11 protein-coding genes and 1 rRNA gene are annotated in these 17,078 nt (G+C 60.8%); 2 read left to right on the top strand and 10 right to left on the bottom strand.

All coding sequences use genetic code 11. From position 1 onward, the window contains the following. Positions 1 to 17: 17 nt before the first annotated feature. From ACIO0C_RS13860 to bcsQ, 7 genes are read right to left on the bottom strand one after another with little or no spacing between them, the layout of a single operon-like run. Complete coding sequence (locus tag ACIO0C_RS13860) at positions 18 to 686, bottom strand: alginate O-acetyltransferase AlgF (RefSeq protein WP_401312787.1); 669 nt, start codon at positions 684 to 686, stop codon at positions 18 to 20. Further along, a complete protein-coding gene (locus ACIO0C_RS13865; RefSeq protein ID WP_077186205.1) occupies positions 686 to 1,354 on the bottom strand; it encodes an SGNH/GDSL hydrolase family protein in 669 nt (222 codons plus the stop codon). The genes ACIO0C_RS13860 and ACIO0C_RS13865 overlap by 1 nt, the downstream gene beginning before the upstream one ends. Before the next feature lie 15 nt (positions 1,355 to 1,369). Next, the gene (locus ACIO0C_RS13870; protein ID WP_401312790.1) at positions 1,370 to 5,299 is read right to left on the bottom strand and encodes a cellulose synthase subunit BcsC-related outer membrane protein; all 3,930 of its coding nucleotides are present in this window, start codon (positions 5,297 to 5,299) and stop codon (positions 1,370 to 1,372) included. Beyond that, positions 5,275 to 6,516 carry a cellulose synthase complex periplasmic endoglucanase BcsZ gene (bcsZ, locus tag ACIO0C_RS13875; protein ID WP_401312792.1) on the bottom strand — a complete coding sequence of 414 codons (1,242 nt, stop codon included), beginning with the start codon at positions 6,514 to 6,516 and terminating at the stop codon, positions 5,275 to 5,277. The genes ACIO0C_RS13870 and bcsZ overlap by 25 nt, the downstream gene beginning before the upstream one ends. Before the next feature lie 7 nt (positions 6,517 to 6,523). Continuing rightward, entirely contained in the window at positions 6,524 to 8,788 is a 2,265-nt protein-coding gene (gene bcsB / locus ACIO0C_RS13880; protein ID WP_401312795.1) for a cellulose biosynthesis cyclic di-GMP-binding regulatory protein BcsB, read from the bottom strand. Further along, positions 8,788 to 11,010 (bottom strand): UDP-forming cellulose synthase catalytic subunit, encoded by a 2,223-nt coding sequence (gene bcsA, locus ACIO0C_RS13885; RefSeq protein ID WP_401312798.1) that lies wholly within the window; start codon positions 11,008 to 11,010, stop codon positions 8,788 to 8,790. Before bcsA ends, bcsB begins: the two co-directional genes overlap by 1 nt. Next, positions 11,007 to 12,149 (bottom strand): cellulose biosynthesis protein BcsQ, encoded by a 1,143-nt coding sequence (gene bcsQ / locus ACIO0C_RS13890; protein ID WP_401312800.1) that lies wholly within the window; start codon positions 12,147 to 12,149, stop codon positions 11,007 to 11,009. The genes bcsA and bcsQ overlap by 4 nt, the downstream gene beginning before the upstream one ends. 570 nt (positions 12,150 to 12,719) lie before the next feature. On the opposite strand from bcsQ, the gene ACIO0C_RS13895 reads away from it, so the two are divergent. Then, positions 12,720 to 13,085, top strand: coding sequence for a tryptophan synthase subunit beta (locus ACIO0C_RS13895; RefSeq protein ID WP_401312802.1), 366 nt, complete (start codon positions 12,720 to 12,722; stop codon positions 13,083 to 13,085). 38 nt (positions 13,086 to 13,123) lie between these two features. Here ACIO0C_RS13895 and lapD read toward each other — a convergent pair whose 3' ends face one another. Both lapD and lapG read right to left on the bottom strand, forming a co-directional pair. Beyond that, positions 13,124 to 15,070 (bottom strand): cyclic di-GMP receptor LapD, encoded by a 1,947-nt coding sequence (lapD, locus tag ACIO0C_RS13900; protein WP_401312804.1) that lies wholly within the window; start codon positions 15,068 to 15,070, stop codon positions 13,124 to 13,126. A gap of 14 nt (positions 15,071 to 15,084) precedes the next feature. Then, positions 15,085 to 15,780 (bottom strand): cysteine protease LapG, encoded by a 696-nt coding sequence (lapG, locus tag ACIO0C_RS13905; RefSeq protein WP_401312807.1) that lies wholly within the window; start codon positions 15,778 to 15,780, stop codon positions 15,085 to 15,087. 196 nt (positions 15,781 to 15,976) lie between these two features. Here lapG and ACIO0C_RS13910 point away from each other — a divergent pair, with 196 nt between their 5' ends. Then, on the top strand, positions 15,977 to 16,684 hold the full coding sequence (locus ACIO0C_RS13910; protein WP_401312810.1) for a GntR family transcriptional regulator: 708 nt from the start codon (positions 15,977 to 15,979) through the stop codon (positions 16,682 to 16,684). 301 nt (positions 16,685 to 16,985) lie between these two features. Here ACIO0C_RS13910 and rrf read toward each other — a convergent pair. Next, positions 16,986 to 17,078: ribosomal RNA gene (gene rrf, locus ACIO0C_RS13915) — 5S ribosomal RNA — on the bottom strand; the annotation flags it as partial.

Raw genomic sequence — 17,078 nt, forward strand, 5'->3', positions numbered from 1 at the left:
GCAGCGGCAGAATCCGGTCAGTGGGACAGAGTGTCGGTGGCGTTCAGAAGGCGCGGGCCAGTGGCCGAAGGCACCAGCAGCACGCTGTAACGCTCGCCCGCTTTCAGCTCGCCCAGGTCCAGCGGCGCGCCGACATTGGCGTTCGCGCACACCAGTTGCACCGACAGGCTCACCGGGTTGATCGAACGACGCTGGACGCTGTCGACCGGCACGGCCTTGAACAGGTCGGCGTTACGCCCGGCAGGACGCAGGCTCGCATCGGCACACGCGGCATCGACGTTGAAGAACGCCAGCGAGGCTTTCAGGCCGTTGAAGTCATCCGGCTGCTCGCGCACGGCGACTTGCTTGATGCCATTGCCGTCCGGCAACGCCACCACGGTGGCGAATTCACCGGGCTCGATCTTCATGTCCATGGCCAGGTTCTGCGCGCCACTGACCAGGGTGCCCTTGACCGGGCTGCTCGATTGCACCGGGAAAAACAGCGACACTGGTTTGGCCGCTTCCAAGCGCATCGGTGGTTGACCGGCCTGGGCGATCACGTCCAGCGGCGCGCTGCCGGCGTTGACGAAACGGATGAACGCCGCGTCTTCGCTGGGGCCGGTGGGGTACAGGGCAAACTCGGCCGCCAGAGCGTTCACGCTGGAAAACAGCGCCGCCACGGCGCACACCGCAGACAGGACACGCATCACTGCTTGGCTCCCTTGTTGCTGACCGCGTCGGCCGGCAGTTTCGCCAATGCGCCACCGATGGCGTTGGCCCAGGATTTGTACCCCGCCACAGTGAAGTGCTGGCCGTCGGTGGTGACCCACTCGCCCGGTTTGGAGAAAGTCAGCGAATCGATGTAGGTGCAAGGCGCCACGTTGCTCGCCAGGAACGCCGACATCAGCTTGGTGCGCGTGTCGTTCTTTTTGTACATGCCGCCTTCCTTGCCCCACGCCGGGCCGACCCACGCGCACTTGGCGCCGTTGGCGGTGATTTCCTTGGCCAGGGCGGTCACGTTCTGCCAGGCCCAGGCTTTGGGGAACACCGGTTTGTCGTAGGACGCCATGGTGTCGCCGATGACCAGCACGACCAGGTCCGGCTTGTCGGCGGCGATCAGATCCTTGATCGGCGTGGTGGTGGCTTCGCGGCCCTTGATGACGATCTTGCCGTCACCTTTCTGCTCGGCCCCACAATCGACTTTCTTGGTGATCAGCCAGTCGCCGGCACTGGCGCCGCATGCGCCGATCGAATGCACGATCGCGCCCTGTTGGGTCAGGTTGGCTTGCAGCGGCTCCATCAAGTGGTCCGCCAGACTCATGTGGCTTTCCCCGAGTACGAGAAGGGTCATACCGGCGAGAACGGAAGAAGGCATTTAAGTCTCCAGGAATCAGTTTGCATAAGGGGAACGGTAGGGGCTGACCGGCAATTCCATCGCGCCGTTCATGTCTTCGAACATGTAACGCAGGTACATGGCCCCCGTGAATTGCTTGTAGTCCTGAGCATTGTCCAGGCCGAGATTGCCGCCGAGGAAGAAGTTCGAACCGAATTTGTATTCGCCGGCACCACTGAGGCTGTAGCCCACGCCGGTCTTGTTCTGGCCTTTGTAGCGCTGATTGTTGGCGGCCTGCAGGTCTTTGTCGTTCGGGAAGTAATCCGCCGAGTCCTGGTCGAAGTACTGCACGCCCACCGAACCTTTGACCTGATACGAGAACCGGTCGCCGCGCTGCGCCCAGGTCACTGGCACGCCCAAGGCGAAGTAGCTTTGCGGGCTGAAGTAACCGCCATGGCCGTAGGTGAAGAAGTCCTGGTTGTTCTCGAAGCTCAGGCCGGTGGCACTCAGGCCGAGCGTAAGCTTGCTGTCTTCGGCGTTGTGCAGATACCAATACACGCCGCCGCCCAGTTCAGTGCGACTGTTGGATTCGACGTTGTGGCCGAGCAACTTGTGCCACGAACCGTAACCGTAGGAGCCGACCTGTTGATCGTCATAGCTGAGCTGAGCGCGGGCGCCGTTGGCCGTCACGCCGCCCCACGATTGGCCGGTGCGCTCGTCAGTGGTACCGGCGAACGAGGTCACGCTGTCCGTCACCGGACGTCGCGACACGTTGACGCCATAACGCACGTTGGAGTTGTCGGCGAACGGCCGATCCACACTCACGCCACCGGCTGCGGTGCTGTACTTGAAGCCGATTGGCGTGGTGCCGATATCGGCCTTGATGCCTTCATCCGGGCGGGCATAGGCCACGCTCAAGCCAACGCCTTTATCACGCTGGGAACCGGCGCCATCGGCGGTTGATCCACCGCCGAAACGGGAGGCCGAGTCGCTGTCGACACTGCCGGCATTCAGCGACACCGGGGTCACACGCACGGCGTAGCGGTTCTCTCCAGCCGGGACGTTGATCTCCAGCGGCGTTTCAACATCGGTCATTTTGCTCAGCCCCGACTCGCTGTCGTTGCTGCGAATGGTTACGCCCTGGGTCACATAACCACTGCGCTCCTGCAGGATATTGTCGAGCGCACGCTGGGCGGAACTGGCTTGATCCACCGCAACGTTGACCGTGCCCTGCGGCGCGAACGGATTACCGCCGGCGTCGGCAAAACGCCCCGCCGGCAACGCCTGGCGCCCCGCACTCGGCGCTGCCATGCGTGGCTGGGCTTGCCCCGGATAGGCATCGGCCGGCAGTGCTTCATTGCTGGCAGCCATGACCGGCGTGGCGGCTTCAAGCTGCGCCTGGGCCGGTGCCGGAATGCTATCCACCGGTACGCGGCTCACTTGATTGCGCTGGCCCGGCAAACCCACAAAGGGATTCGGCGCGACGCTGAGGCTGTTGGCCTGGGCCGTCAGGCTACGTTTCTGTTCGTTCTGCTCAATGGCAACCGCCTTGCGCAGCAGCTCGGTGGCCTGACTGGACTTGCCCATGCTGCGGTAGATCCGCGCGGCCTCGGTCAGCGATTGCGGATCGTAGGTTTCCAGTTTGAGGAACTGTTCCAGCGCCCGATCGGCGTAGCCGTTGTCGTGGGCCTGAACCGCCGCATCGGCGGCATTGAGCAAAATCTGCGGATCGTTGGGTTGACGCTGCAACAACGGCTTGTACAGTTCAAACGCCTTGGCATTGTCGCCATTGCTGGTGTACATGCGCGCCAGTGCCGAGACAGCACCCGCATCCCCCGGGCGCGAAGCCAGGGCAGGCGCCAGGGTGTCATAGGCTGCGGCCAGGTCGCCATTTTCGCGCAGGATATCGGCCTGGCGAATGCGGTACTGATACAGCACGTCATCAAAGCGTTTGCGCGTGGCCACGCTCATTGGCTGGTTTTGCAAGCCGCGCAGGATCGAGTTGACCTGTGCATCATCGCCAGTCTTGAGCAGCAGGTTGGCGTATTGCAACATCAGGTCCGCGGACGGCGTCGGCGTCTGGGCAATGACGTCGCGCATCATCTGTTGCGCATGTGCCGAATCACCGGCGTCCACATAGGCTGCGGCCAGGGTCGCCATGCCGTCAGGGCTACGGCTGGCCACCGCTTGCAAGCGGTCGAGCAAGGCCAGGGCTTCCTGACGCTGGCCACGCTTGGCGATGCTCGCCGCCAGTTTGATTTGCACCGTTAGGGTGATCTGGTCAGCCAACTGATTCATGTCCGCTGTACGACGTTCGGCCGGAATGCGGCTGATGGTCGCTTGCGCGGCGTTCCACTGCTCCATCTCCACCGAGAGCAAGGCGCTGGTGTACAGCGCATCGATGTGGGTCGGATAGGTTTTCAGATAGCTGTCGATCAGGTCCCGAGCCTTTTGCGGTTCGCCGGCCTTGAGGTACAGACGCGACAGATCGAAACGGGTCCAGACGTTATCCGGGTCGTCTTGCACCGCTTGCGCCAGGGCTTGCTGTGCAGCGCGGTTATCACCGCGCTGTTCGGCGAGTTTGGCCGCTTGCGTGGAGCGCAAGGCCCGCAGACGAGCGCCGCCGCCCATTTCGGCCTGCTGGGCCGCAGTCAAGGTGTCGAGCAGGCGCAGCGCTTCATCGGCCTGACCGGTTTGCGCCAGCACATTGACCAGCCCCTGCACGGCCTGAGGGTTGCCGCGCTGCACGCTCAGCACCTGACGATAGTTGGCCTGGGCGGCGTCCAGTTGCCCGGCCTGGGCCTGAATGTCGGCCAGGGCCAGACGCGCGTCGATACCTTTCGGATTCAAGCGCATGGCCTGGGCAATGCTCTCTTGCGCCTTGGCCGGCTGCGTCCTGGCCTGGTCGCGGGCCTGTTGCAGCAATGCCCAATAGCGCACGTTGTCCAGCGCCGGCTTCCAGCGTGTGCCGCCATTGGCGATGGCGCGATTGAGCAGTTGCTCGGCTTCGCCGAAACGGTTTTGTTGCTGTCGCACCACGCCGAGGCCACCGAGGGCATCGGCGTCGTCGGGTTTGGTTTTCAGGCGGGCGGCAAATGCCTGTTCGGCGCCAGATTGATCGCCCCTCTCCAGCGCTTGCAGTCCACGCGCCACCAACGGATCCTGCTGCCATGCCGGTGCACCGGCGGTGGTCGACTGCGACTTGCCTTTGTTGAGCAGATCACGGATTTCCTGGTCGTCGGGATGCACTTTCAGGAAGTCATCGAACAATGACACTTGCGAAGCGTTCGGCGGCCCCATCCACACCAGCGCCAGGCGCCAGCTCTCATCGGCGTCACCGGCAATGTCGGCACGGGTCGACAGTTTGGCCAGTGCCCTGATGCCTTCCGGGCGGCTGTCTTCGTGGCGCACCAGGTGCTTGGCAAGGAACAGCGCGACAATCGAGTCGTTCGGTGTTTCGCGCAGCAAGCGCTCAAGGCCTTTGCGCGCCTCGGGCCAGTCGGCGTCATTGAACGCCAGGTTGGTGTAGAACTCGCGACCGATCTTGCCTTCAGGCGTGCGCCCGGCAAACAGCTGGCGGAACACGTCGGTGGCTTTGTCACGCTGGTCGCCGTCGGCCAGGCGCCGTGCCTCATCCAGCAGGGCAATGTTCTGCGGGTCGGTCAGGGCGATGTCCTGCTCCAGTTGCGCCGCCTGCCAGGGGCGTGGCGACAATGCCTGCAAGCGCGCCAGATACTGTTGCGCCTGTTGCGGTTTGTCCTGTTTGACGCCGATCAGCCCCATGCCGTACAGCGCATCGATCTGGTTGGGGTCCAGACGCAGTACCTTTTCCCAGGCTTCTGCCGCACGCGCTGCGTTATCCCGGCTCTGCCAGTATTGGCCCTGCTCCACCAGACGCGTTTGCGCTTCGTTGGTTTCGGCGTGGGCAGCGGTACCGATAAGCGCGGCGAGAATACCGATGGCTAGCGTGTGACGGCGCGGGTGCATGACGTCTCCCAAGTCAGTTTGAGCGTTCCGTCATCACGAAACTGATAGCGTTTTTCAGCCCAGCCCAGTGCGAACAGACTAAGCATCGCGTTGTAGTACAGCGGTTCGGCACGTTCGCCATCCGCTTTAGCCAGCGCCGCGTTCAAGGCCGTTTCGGCCCGACGCTGCTGCTGCTCGGCCAGCCAGGGTTGCCCCTTGGCCTGGAAGTAGGGAATCAGCGCAGCAGAGTACCCGAACGGGCCCTGCCCTTCGAGCGCGCCGCTGATGACCTGAACCTTTTCCGGTGGAATGCCGGTGGACGCGGTGCTGTTCGACATGCCGTCCAGGCGTGCCAGCAGCGGCGCAGCCAGCGGGTCGGATCTGGGCGTCATGCCGGCCCACAGATAGACGCGAATCGCGTCATAACTGCCCAGCTCACCCTTGACCGGATCGACCACGAACAGGCCGGCCTTGGGCGCGGTCGCGCGATAACCGATCCAGTCCGCCACATAACCTTTCGGGCTGGAAGCGCTGACCATTTTCACGGTGTTTTCGGCGATCTCTTTCCACGGGCCGGTGGGCGCTTCTTTGGCCAGCCGACGCAGCAGCGGCAATGGCAGATAACTCGGGTTCAGGCGCCACAGGTGATCGGGCTGGGTGAAGCCTTCGGGCCCTGGCAGGACCATTTTGCCCAGGCCGGGCAGGCTCACCACCAACCGGGTTTCGATGTTCTTAAGCAGGCGCAGGGCATCTTCTCGGTAGTCCGGACGCTGCCACAGCCGCGCCGCTTCGAGCAGCGAGTAGGCGATCCACAGGTCCGAATCGGACGCCGAGTTGGCGTCCTGCAATTGCCATTTACCGTCCTTGCCCTGTCCCCACAGCCAGCCCGGTAGACGATTGCCGACATCGGCACCGGCCATGTTGGCAGCGGTCCATTTCCATAGCGCATCGAAACGCTCACGGTCGTTGCCGATCAACGCAAACAGCATGCCGTAAGACTGACCTTCGGAGGTGCTGTGATTGGCTTCGACGCTGGACTCCAGCATGCGACCGTCGTTTTGCACGAAACGCGTGGCGTAGGTTTGCCATAGCGGCCAGTCGACGCTTTTGCACGCCGCCTGGTCAGCCATGGCCGGTGTCAGGCTCAAGGTCGTCAGTGTGCCGGCCAGCCAAAGTACGGCCCGGCGCCAGCGGCGCTCGGGGGCAAAATTGCATCCGTGTGTCCCGTGGTTTTTCATGGCGATCTCAGTTGCCCAACCGCTGTTTGGCACGGGAACGCAGCGACAAATAGGCCAGGCAGCTGAGCAGCACCACACCCAGGCCGGTCAGCAGCAACGTCAGACCGACGTGGCGCGACAGCATCCATTCCAGGCGTTTGAACGGGCCCAGTTCGCCAACGTAATACTGCTCATCCGCCACCAGCGGCTCGATGGTTTTGCCGCGCACCACCACCAGACTGCCCTGGATTGATTGGGTGTAGTCTTCGCCACCGATCAAGGCATTGGTTGCATCAGCCAGGCCTTGCGGCTGGCCGCTGGCGATCACCACTACGCTGCGACCGCTTTTGAGCGGCGATTCGAAACCGGTCAGGTACGTACTGCGCGCACCACCGGAGAAGGCCATGGCCAGGCGAGCCTTGCGCTGGTTCGCCTCAGGATCGGGGCTGAACCAGTCCCGAACGCGCATCGGCAGGTCAGACAGGTTGAAGCTTTGCTGGTCGCCGATATCGGCAGCCGGCAGGCGATCGGCCCACTGGGTCAGCAATGGCTGGTTGTTGCCGGCAGCAAACACCAGCAAGTCTTTATCCGTCGCCGCCTGGACCTGCGCCGCCTGCATCACCAGCACACCAGTGGCCGGGTATCCGGTGGACTGGCCGAAGCGGCCGAGCACGGTCAGGTAGGCATCCAGCTCGGCAGCGCCAGCGTTGTCCGGCAGCACCACGGCGGTCTGCGAAAGGTCAGCCAGACGAGTGAACGGGAAGCCCGCATCCTTGAACACGCCGAGGTTCGGCATGGCCATGAAGTGGTCGTAGCCGCTCAGGTCCAGGGTCGATTCCGGATCGACGCTGCCGCGCATGTTGTCGATGATGATGTCGCCACATTCGCCCTGCTTGATATAGTCGAACATGAAGCGCAGTTGCAGGCGCGATTGCAGGGCCACCGAGTTCAATGGCAGGCGCATGCGGGTTTCGCGGTTCAGCGTGTCGTCGTTGATCTTCAGGGCTTTCAATACGCTGCTTTCGAGCTTGTCCTGAGGCAGCAGGTTCTGCGACTGGATCAAGCCATCGTTGAAGCTGACGATGAACGACGAGTTGCTCGACTTTTCCTGCGGTGTGTAGCGGTATTTCAGGTTCAGCGGCGCCCCTTCATCACGCCAGGTAAACAGGTCTGGCGGAAAATTCAGCGGCACGGTGATGTCGCCCGGGTTGTAGCCCGACACGTTGAATTGCTTGGCCGGCAGCAGCTCGCCAAGTTTGACCGGACGATCGCTCGGCAGCCAGTTCGGGGCATCGTAAGGCTTGCGCGGTTGCACGGTATCGAGTCGCTCGATCACCACGCTGCTGCCCGACAGGGCCTGACTGCCCAGCACCAATGCGGTGGTGGCCGTCTTCAGTTCGGCAGCGTCGCGACCGCTGATCACCAGCAACTTGCCATTGGCGTCGTTGGGGTTGGTCATCACGCTCAGGGTCGGGCCCTTGGCCGCCGGCAGGCTCAAACCGTCGATTTGCAGCGCTTCTGGACCGCTGAGCAGCAACACAGCGTTGCCGTGGGCGGGGATCTGGTTGATGTGCGTAGAGAACTTCGCACCGCGATAACTGGCCTGGGCACCGAACCACGATGACAGGGCACCGGCCGCTTCCAGGGTGGTGTTGTCAGGCGCGGTGGCGAACACGAACGGCAGGCCCAAGGTGCGCGCATCGCGGCGATCGAAGAACGGCAGCGGCATGATCGACAAATCGTTCGGCAGCGCCAGCGGCGACACCTCAATGCTCAACTCGGTGGCGTTGCTGATTTTCGCCCACAGGCTGGAGTGCGTCGGGTCTTCGCAACTCATGGTGTAGTGACCGACGAATTGCAGGCTCAAGCGATTGAACTCGGTGATCAGCTGCGGCGGAATGCTGACCTCGTGGGTTTGCAATTGCCCGGCGTTTTCCTTGGGCAATGGCAGGCTCGCGGCCACTTCATCGTTGACGATGACGTTGATCTGCGACAGCTCGGCCAGCAATGCCGGCGAATAGGTGTACTGCAACTTCAGCCTGGCGCCGGTCACGATGGAATCGGCGCGCACATCGAAGTTGACGCTATCGGTGGACTCCACGCCGCGCAGGCTCATCGGATAATTGCGGCCCAGTTGCTTGAGCGTCACGCTGTAGCTGTTGGCGCCTGGCACCGGCGCGGTTTCGGCGAATGCCGCTGCGCCACCACCCATTGCCAGCAAGGCGCACGTCATGCGTACCAGGGCGCGGTGAGGCTTGCGCAGGTTACCGAAAGTGAAAGACTTCAAGTTCATCACTTGTCCAAAACGTTTTCCAGGGTGGACGGGGAGACGTGGCGACGACGGAACAGGTTCCGCACTTCCATGACCGTTGCTTTGAAGAGTTCGAAGATACCGCGAAGACCAATGCCGCTGACATCACGCAAGGCGGCCAACGGTGTATCGACCTGGCCATTGCCCCAGGTCGATGCCCAGGTGTCGGCGCGGGAGAAAGTCAGGCGAATCAGCTCGCTTTGCTGGCGCAAGGTCAACTGGTCGAACTGCGCACCCAACAACCCCTCGCGACTGAACACAATGACGGCCGGGAACACACTCAGCTGTTGATTGCGGAACAGCGAAATCTGTACCCGCTCGCCCTTGGGAATCTCGATGCCTTCCGGCAAACGGAACCCCAGGCCTTTTTGCGAGAAGTCCTGGGTCACGCCTTCGATCATGGTGCCATCGGCACGAGTCAGGCGCATCGGCAGGGCCGCCGCCACCCGTGGTTCGGAACGCACCTGGCGGGTTTCACTGGCCACCGCCACCGAGGCACTGGTGATGATGAGGTTGTAGACGGTCCACGCCAGGTTGATCAGGATCGTGGTAGTGGCGCCCTCGGCACCCTCCATCAGCCGCACCACGCCATAAATCAGGCCGGCAACGTTCAAGATCAGCAGTACGATGTACGGTCGTGCCAATTTCCACTCAAAATATTTCTTGTCGATCACGCCACCCTTGTCGGTCACGTTGAAGCCACCGAACTTGGGGTTGACCAGCGCCATCAGCACCGGGCCCATGATGTACCAGGCCAATACCGTCTCGTAGACCTCGTTCCAGAACGAGTGACGGAACCGCCCCTGGATGCTGGAGTTGGTCAGGCTGGCGTGAAGAATGTGCGGCAATACATAAGCGGTGATCATCAGCGCCGAGGCGTGGAAAATCTGCGCATCGAAAAAAAGGAACGCCAGCGGCGCGGTGAGAAAGGCCAAACGCGGCAATCCGTAGAAAAAGTGCAGCATCGCGTTCAGGTAGCACAGGCGCTGACCCAGGTTCAGACCTTTGCCGAACAGGGGGTTGTCCGTGCGGAATATCTGCGCCATGCCACGTGCCCAGCGAATCCGCTGGCTGATGTGCCGCGACAGGCTTTCCGTCGCCAGGCCCGCCGCTTGGGGAATGGCCAGGTACGCCGTGTTGTAGCCGGCGCGGTTCAGTTTGAGCGCGGTGTGGGCGTCTTCGGTCACGGTCTCGACCGCAACGCCACCGATTTCCAGCAACGGTGCACGACGGATCACGGCACAGGAGCCGCAGAAAAACGTCGCGTTCCACAGGTCGTTGCCGTCCTGCACCAGGCCGTAGAACAACTCGCCTTCGTTCGGCACGGAGCGGAACGTATTGAGGTTTTTCTCAAACGGGTCGGGCGAGAAAAAGAAATGCGGCGTTTGCAGCATCGCCAACTTCGGGTCCTTGATGAACCAGCCTACGCATACCTGAAGGAATGAACGGGTCGGCACGTGGTCCGCGTCGAAAATCGTCACGAACTCGCCACTGGTGACCTTGAGTGCTTCGTTCAGATTGCCGGCCTTGGCGTGACGGTTGTTGTCTCGAACGATGTAACCCACGCCGATCTGTTCGCAGAACTCGCGAAAGTCTTCTCGGCGGCCATCGTCCAGTACGTGCACACGCAGTTTGTCCTGCGGCCAATCGATGGCCTGGGCCGCGAAAATGGTGACTTTCACAATGTCGAGGGTTTCGTTGTATGACGGGATGAAGACATCGACCGTTGGCCATTCGCTCGGCGGCCCGCTCATCAGTACCGGTTTGCGGCGCAAGGGCCAGGCGGTTTGCACATAACCGAACACCAGCACGATCATCGCGTACAACTCGGCCAGGACCAGGCCGTAGCCGAACAGCATGTCGACCCAGCCCTCGAAACCGAGAGTGGAGGTGAGTCGCCAGTACACGTAGCGCAGGGATGCTGTCAAAGACAGCCCGATGAGCATCAGCACAGTCAGGCGACCGGGAATCTTGCGCAGCACCATCGCTGCAATAAAGCAGCCGAGGGCGAAAGCGCACTGCGAATACAATTCGAACGGCACAGTAATGATGAACAGCGCCAACAGGCCGCAAAGCAGCGTCACGATTACGCTTAATGTCCGACGCAATGCCGCTGGCAAGCTGTCCAGGCGGTCGGAGATCGATTGTGCCCAACGCTGTGTGCGGGTTTGGTCGGCAGTGCCTGGAGCTGAGGTGTTAGTCACGAGGCGCAGGACTCTGCAGCTTCCATGGATTTCAGCTGTGCCTTGAGCCTGTCACTGAGCATCAGCATGTCGTGGCAAGCCTGGGACGACTCGGCCGTCAGCAGCGGGTTTTGGCCATACGCCAATGCTTCGCCAATGGCATGGTCGAGCGTCACGACGCCCAGCAGCCGAGAGCCCAAGCGACGCTTGAGCACTTCGAGCATATCGCTGCAGAACAGGCGAGAGCTGTCGAACTGGTTGATCACGTAATTGCACGGCGACGCCTGGCCGAGGGCCGCGCGCACCGCCAGTAAATGCTCCATCTGGTCCAGCGTAACGAAACACGCCGCATCGGCCGTCACGACGACGAGCACCTGATCCGCCACCATCAAGGCCTGCGTCAGATAAGAGGTGCGGCCCGGTGGCGTATCGAGGACCACAACGTCATTTTCGCCGAGGTCCATGGTCGCCAGTTGCCTGGCGAGCCAGTAGCGGTCGTTTTCCAGATAGCGTTCAAGGGTGCGGAGCTCGTCCTCAGTCAGCGAACCGAAAGGAAGCAGCAACGAACCGGCCGAGCCGGCCAACAGCAATGACTTCCAGTTCTCACCCTTGAGGCTGGCGCAACCCATGCCCGCCACGTCTGGCTCCGCACCCAAGTGGTGTTGCAGGGCGTTTTGCGGATCGAGGTCGATGGCCAGGGTCTGCCCCCCCTCTAAACGCAAAGCCGTGGCCAGCGCAGAGGCCAGCGTACTTTTGCCAACGCCACCCTTGGCCGATACCAGCGCAATAACATGAGCCCTGGTCTTGGCCGGACGCCCCTGTGGCAGCGACTGGCGCAGCGCCTCTGCGTTGCGCGCTTGCGCTTCGGCCTGACGTGCCAAGGCGACTTCGGCCAGCAAGTGGCGAAGCGGTGCAGCAGGTGCCGGGGCATTTACAAGCACCAAGGGTGCCTCGACGCCCTGCGCGGAATCTGCAGGAGCCTGATCGCCCGGCTGGAGCACCGGTTGATCGACTTCAACGACAGGCACACGCTCGGGAGCGGTTGGCACCAGCGCCAACGGATTTTCCTTGTACTCGAAATGGCTACCGAACTCGAGATAGCTGTCCGCACTTGCCCCGAACCTGTTGAATAGGTTCGATATATCGTCTGTACGTTTCATAAAGGACTATCCGAGGCGCTGGCACATATTGGGGAGCACGTAGCTCAAGAACTCATCGAAACTAGCCATCACAATGGCATCGTCAACATTTTGAACGCCCGCAAGTTTAATAGTTGATCGCGATTAAAAAAACCTTTTTTATCGCCATAAAATTGACGAATTAGTGCATTTTTTCTTTGGCGCATCCGGTTCATGCCGGCAACTCAACTGCGCCGCAGGCGAATAAATACGCGGCTTGGCGGCGGCGCAGGATTATCCGGCAAGCAATGGGAAAGGCACACATGATTTGCACCGGATGGCACCTCAGTAGATGGACGGCAATCTAACGGTATTGCCATCTCTTAAAGCAATTCGCGGACGATATGAACTATCGTTATAGGCGCCATTGTTTGGAATTTACATATATATGTTCCAAATCAATGTCTTAGTTCCAACTTGGCGATGCTCTCTCCGGCAACGACCCGCCCGCAACGATTGTTAGTGCAAGCGATGTGCTGTGCACCCTCTATCGGCGCGATGTTGACTATGCTGCTGACAGCAAGACGCTGTTCACTTCATGAGGGATGTTCGATGTTCTACGTGCAACGCGATACAGACGGCCACCTGATGCGCGTGGAAACCGAAGCTTACGCCGAGTCCACGGAAACGCTGCCGGCCGACCACCCAGACCTCCAGGCCTGGTTCGCCAATGAAGTCATGGCCACCAGCCACAAACAACTGCAACAGATCAAACAGCTCAAGCAATTGCGCCAGAGTGACCTGGAAATGATCCGGGTACTCGACGACTTGATCGCCGTACTGATCAATAAGGGCGTGATCCTCGTCACCGATCTGCCAGCGCCGGCACAAGCCAAACTCATGGACCGCAGCCAGGCCCGTGAGGCATTGGGCGGATTGAGTCAGCTGGTTGAGGATGATGAGGAAGGGTTTATCTGATTCTTCCCTGACTGTACTGACGCCACAAACCCAACGCCCTAACCCCATGGCTTGGGTTCACCCAACAACCGCCCCTGAACGCCATACACTCCCATCTCCCGAATCACCGTCAATTCCCCTTCGGTCTCGACCCGCTCGGCAATCAACGGCAAATCGATACTGTGGGCGGCGCGCTGAACTGCTTCGATGAACAGACGCTTGTCGTTCTCCTGATCAATCGCGCGGATGTAGCTGCCGTCGATCTTCAGGTACGCCAACCCCAGCCGCGCCAGGTTACCGATGATGCTGAAGCGCCCACCAAAATGCTGAAGGCTCAACGAGAATCCGAGCGCACGCAAACGCCGCGTCAGGTCTTCGAGCATGGCTTGTTCCGGCAATTGCTCTTCGCCGATTTCCAGGGTCAGCCGCGGCCCCAGATTGGAGTGCGAACGCAGTGTCTCTAAGAAAGCAGTCAACGCTTGCGGGTTTTGCAGGGTGGCTGACGACAGGTTCAGCGCCAGTGACGCTTCGTGCGTGCCCATCTGCTCCAATACCAGCTCCAGCATCAACTGATCCAGTCGCGCCGCCCAGCCGAACCGCTCCAGCCAAGGCAGGAAACGTCCGGCAGGGATGCTCTGGCCCTGGTCGTCGATCAGGCGGGAAAGCACTTTGTAGTGCAGTACCAGCTGCGTGTCCTGGCTGGCCACCACGGGCTGGAAAAACAGCTTGAAGCGTCGCTGCGCCAAGGCCTGATCCAGCAGGTTGTGCCAGGCATGATGGTCGTCACCGACACCGGCCAAGGCACTGTGATCCAGGCAGATCCAGTTCGAATCGGCCTGGCCTTCTGCCTGCGCCAATGCCTGATCTGCCAGCCCGAGCACGGCTTGCGGGGCATCGCCATGAATAAACGGCGCCAGGCCGATCGCCGCTACGCAAGCGACGTCAGTAGCACCGGTTGCGTGCAGACTGGCCAGGGCTACATCGAGGCGCTGCGCCAGTTGCACCGCTTCCTCACGCACCAGGCCCGGGGCCAGAACCGCGAATTCACCGCCTCGAATCCGAGTGACCAGGTTGTTTGTTTCCGGGTGTCTGGCGCACTCTCGGGACAGCTGCTGGCCAACCGCCTGGAGCAACGCATCCGTGTGCTGGCCGCCCAGGCGTTGGTTCAGCCCGGCCAGATCCTGCACGCGCAACAGCAACAAATACCCGGAGCTGGCTTGCTCGGGGTTGCTCACCCTCGCATTGAGCTGTATCTCGAAGTAACGCCGGTTGGCCAACCCGGTCAGGTTGTCCTGATAGGACTCGACCCGCAGCTTTTCACTGCGTTCGGCCTGTTCTTGAAACAGCGCCTTGAGCTTCTCGACCATCTGGTTCATGGCCAGCACCACTCGACGCAATTCCGGCGTGCGCGGCAATTGCGGCAAGCTGAGAAACTCGCGACGGGCAATGGCGTGGGACTGCTGGACCATATAATCGAGGGGCTTCAATTGCCGACGCAGCAACAGCGCACCCAGTATCGCGCTGACCACGCCACAGATCAGCAACCACCCCAGGCTGCCCAACGCGCTCTGCCACAGCTTGGCCAGTGCGAACATCGGGTGACTGACCACCTCGACCCGTGCGGCCTGTTCCCAGCCGCGACTGACTAACGCATCGCCACCGGCGGGCTCCAGGCCAATCAGTTTGACGAACCAGTCAGGCACCCGGGTATCGGCGGGGATGCCGCTACGCTCGATCAGGGTCTTGCCGCTGGAGATATCAACCACGCGGATGCTGGCGTAATAACCGCTGTCAAAGATCGAGCTGACCAGCAACTCGGTCATCGCCGAGTCGTCGATATTCGGCGTCAGTGACAGCGCCAGCGCCGTCGCCGCATCCTGGGCGTGGGAACGCAGCTGGTTGACGTACTGGGTGCGCGAGCTTTCCAGGCTAACCATGAAGCTGCCGGTGAAGGCGACCACCAGGAACAGACAGATAGCGATCAACAGCTGTTTGAACAAAGACATCTGTGGGTGTGCTCCTATTTAGTCGTCTCGACAGGGAATCCTTCGGCCTGCATTTTTTTCAGCACATCCTGCCAACGGGACAAACGCTTGGTGTCACCGACCTTCTTGTTGCCCTTGGCGCCAGGCAAGTACAAACCTTCTGCATTGAAGGAGTAGACCGGAAGCAAATCCGTTCGTTGGCTGGCGGGCTGGATAGTGTCGATCAGGCTGTCGAGGACCAGCGGCATCGCTTCTGGACTCGAATAGTAGGTCAACACCATGTGCGCCCGGTTCAGACGCAGGGCCTTGACGTAGGTGATGCGCAGTTTGTCGCTGGGAACGCCAAGGTGGCGCAGGCTGAAATACTTGGCGATAGCGTAATCTTCGCAGTCGCCGGCACCTTTCCACAGGGCTTCGATTGGGGTTTCCCAATAATCGACCTGCTGCCACAAATCGACGTCTTCGACGTAGCGCACCTGCTTGTTGAAGAACCGGTTGACCTCGTTCAACTGGTCCACCTCGCCGAGCTGCTTCTGGCTGGCCAGCAAATGCTGCCAATCATCCATGCGCTGCTGGCCTGCGCCCAAAGGTCCGTACAATGCCTGAGCCCGACGACTGATCAGGGAAAAATCCCAATCGGCATGCAGCCCACCCAGCATCACGCCGGCCAGCAGCAATGCGCAGGACAGCCAGCGCAGCATCCGTGGAATCGGGAAAAAACGTGCCGCCAATGCAAGGCATCCAGGGTAGGCAGTCGGAAGTCGGTTGATGGTGTAGGTTCGTACGGCAAAAAACAATGGCACAGTGAAATCAGCTATGGCGCGCTAAACTGGAAATAGGCGCCGGGCTGATCGTTTGACAAGATTTCAGGCAGTCACTAGTGTCAGTTGGATCCAAAAATAATTCAGTCATTCAGGGTGCGTTGTAGTGACACAAAAACCCAACCCTCTCAGCAGCATCAAGGTCAACGGTCCCATTGCGGCTCACTTGGCGCGCGGGGTTATCGAAAAAACCTTGCGCTCGGCTATCCTCGACGGTCGCCTGCCGTGTGGCTTCGCTCTGCGCCAGCAAGACCTGGCCGATCTCTTCGGTGTCAGCCGCATGCCTGTGCGCGAAGCTTTGCGCCAACTCGAAGCCCAATCATTGCTCAACGTGATCGCCCATAAAGGCGCCGTGGTCGCCCCGCTGGTGCAAGGCGACGCAGTGGAAACCTATGACCTGCGGATTTTGCTGGAGTCCGAAGCACTGCGTCTGTCTGTCCCGTTGCTTGAAGCAGCGGATCTCGAACAGGCTGCGCACTATATCGACCAGCTGGAGACAGAGCAGGACTACACCGAAATCGGCCGGCTCAATCGCCTCTTCCATATGTCGCTCTACAGCAAGGCACCCAATCGCCGATTGCTGAAACTGGTGGAGGACGGGCTGAACGAAGAGGAGCGCTTCCTGCGTTTCAATCTCGAAGCCATGGGCCTGGGCAAGTTGTCCCAAGAAGATCACCGGGCCATGTGGCGGGCCGCCGAGGCGCGGGATGTCGAAGGATCGGTGAGGTTGCTGGTCAACCATCTCAATCGTGGGGTTGAGGTCATCACCCGGTACCTCGACAGTCCGGAAGCCAAGAACAGAAAAACCTCGTAGCAAAGGCCGCGGCAGGCCTGAGGGTGACTTCACTTGCCGCAACATTTCGTCGCTCATCATCCACGCATAATCTGCTTACAACATCCCCAAAGGCTTTTCACCTATCCCCCATTACCGTGCCCGCCGATGCCGCACATGTCTGGGCGATGGTAAGTAGCTTTCCGGCTTCCATCGATTCATCCCGGTGCTGTCTTACATTGAGTGACCGGCTACTCGATGAGCAATGTGCTGAAGCTCTTTTCGTAAGCCCAAAACGACAAAACCCCTGTCTGCGCAAGCAGACAGGGGTTTCGGAATTGAATCTTGACGATGACCTACTCTCACATGGGGAAACCCCACACTACCATCGGCGATGCATCGTTTCACTTCTGAGTTCGGGATGGGATCAGGTGGT

The sequence above is a fragment of the Pseudomonas sp. NPDC087336 genome, assembly GCF_044744285.1.
Classification (GTDB): Bacteria; Pseudomonadota; Gammaproteobacteria; order Pseudomonadales; family Pseudomonadaceae; genus Aquipseudomonas.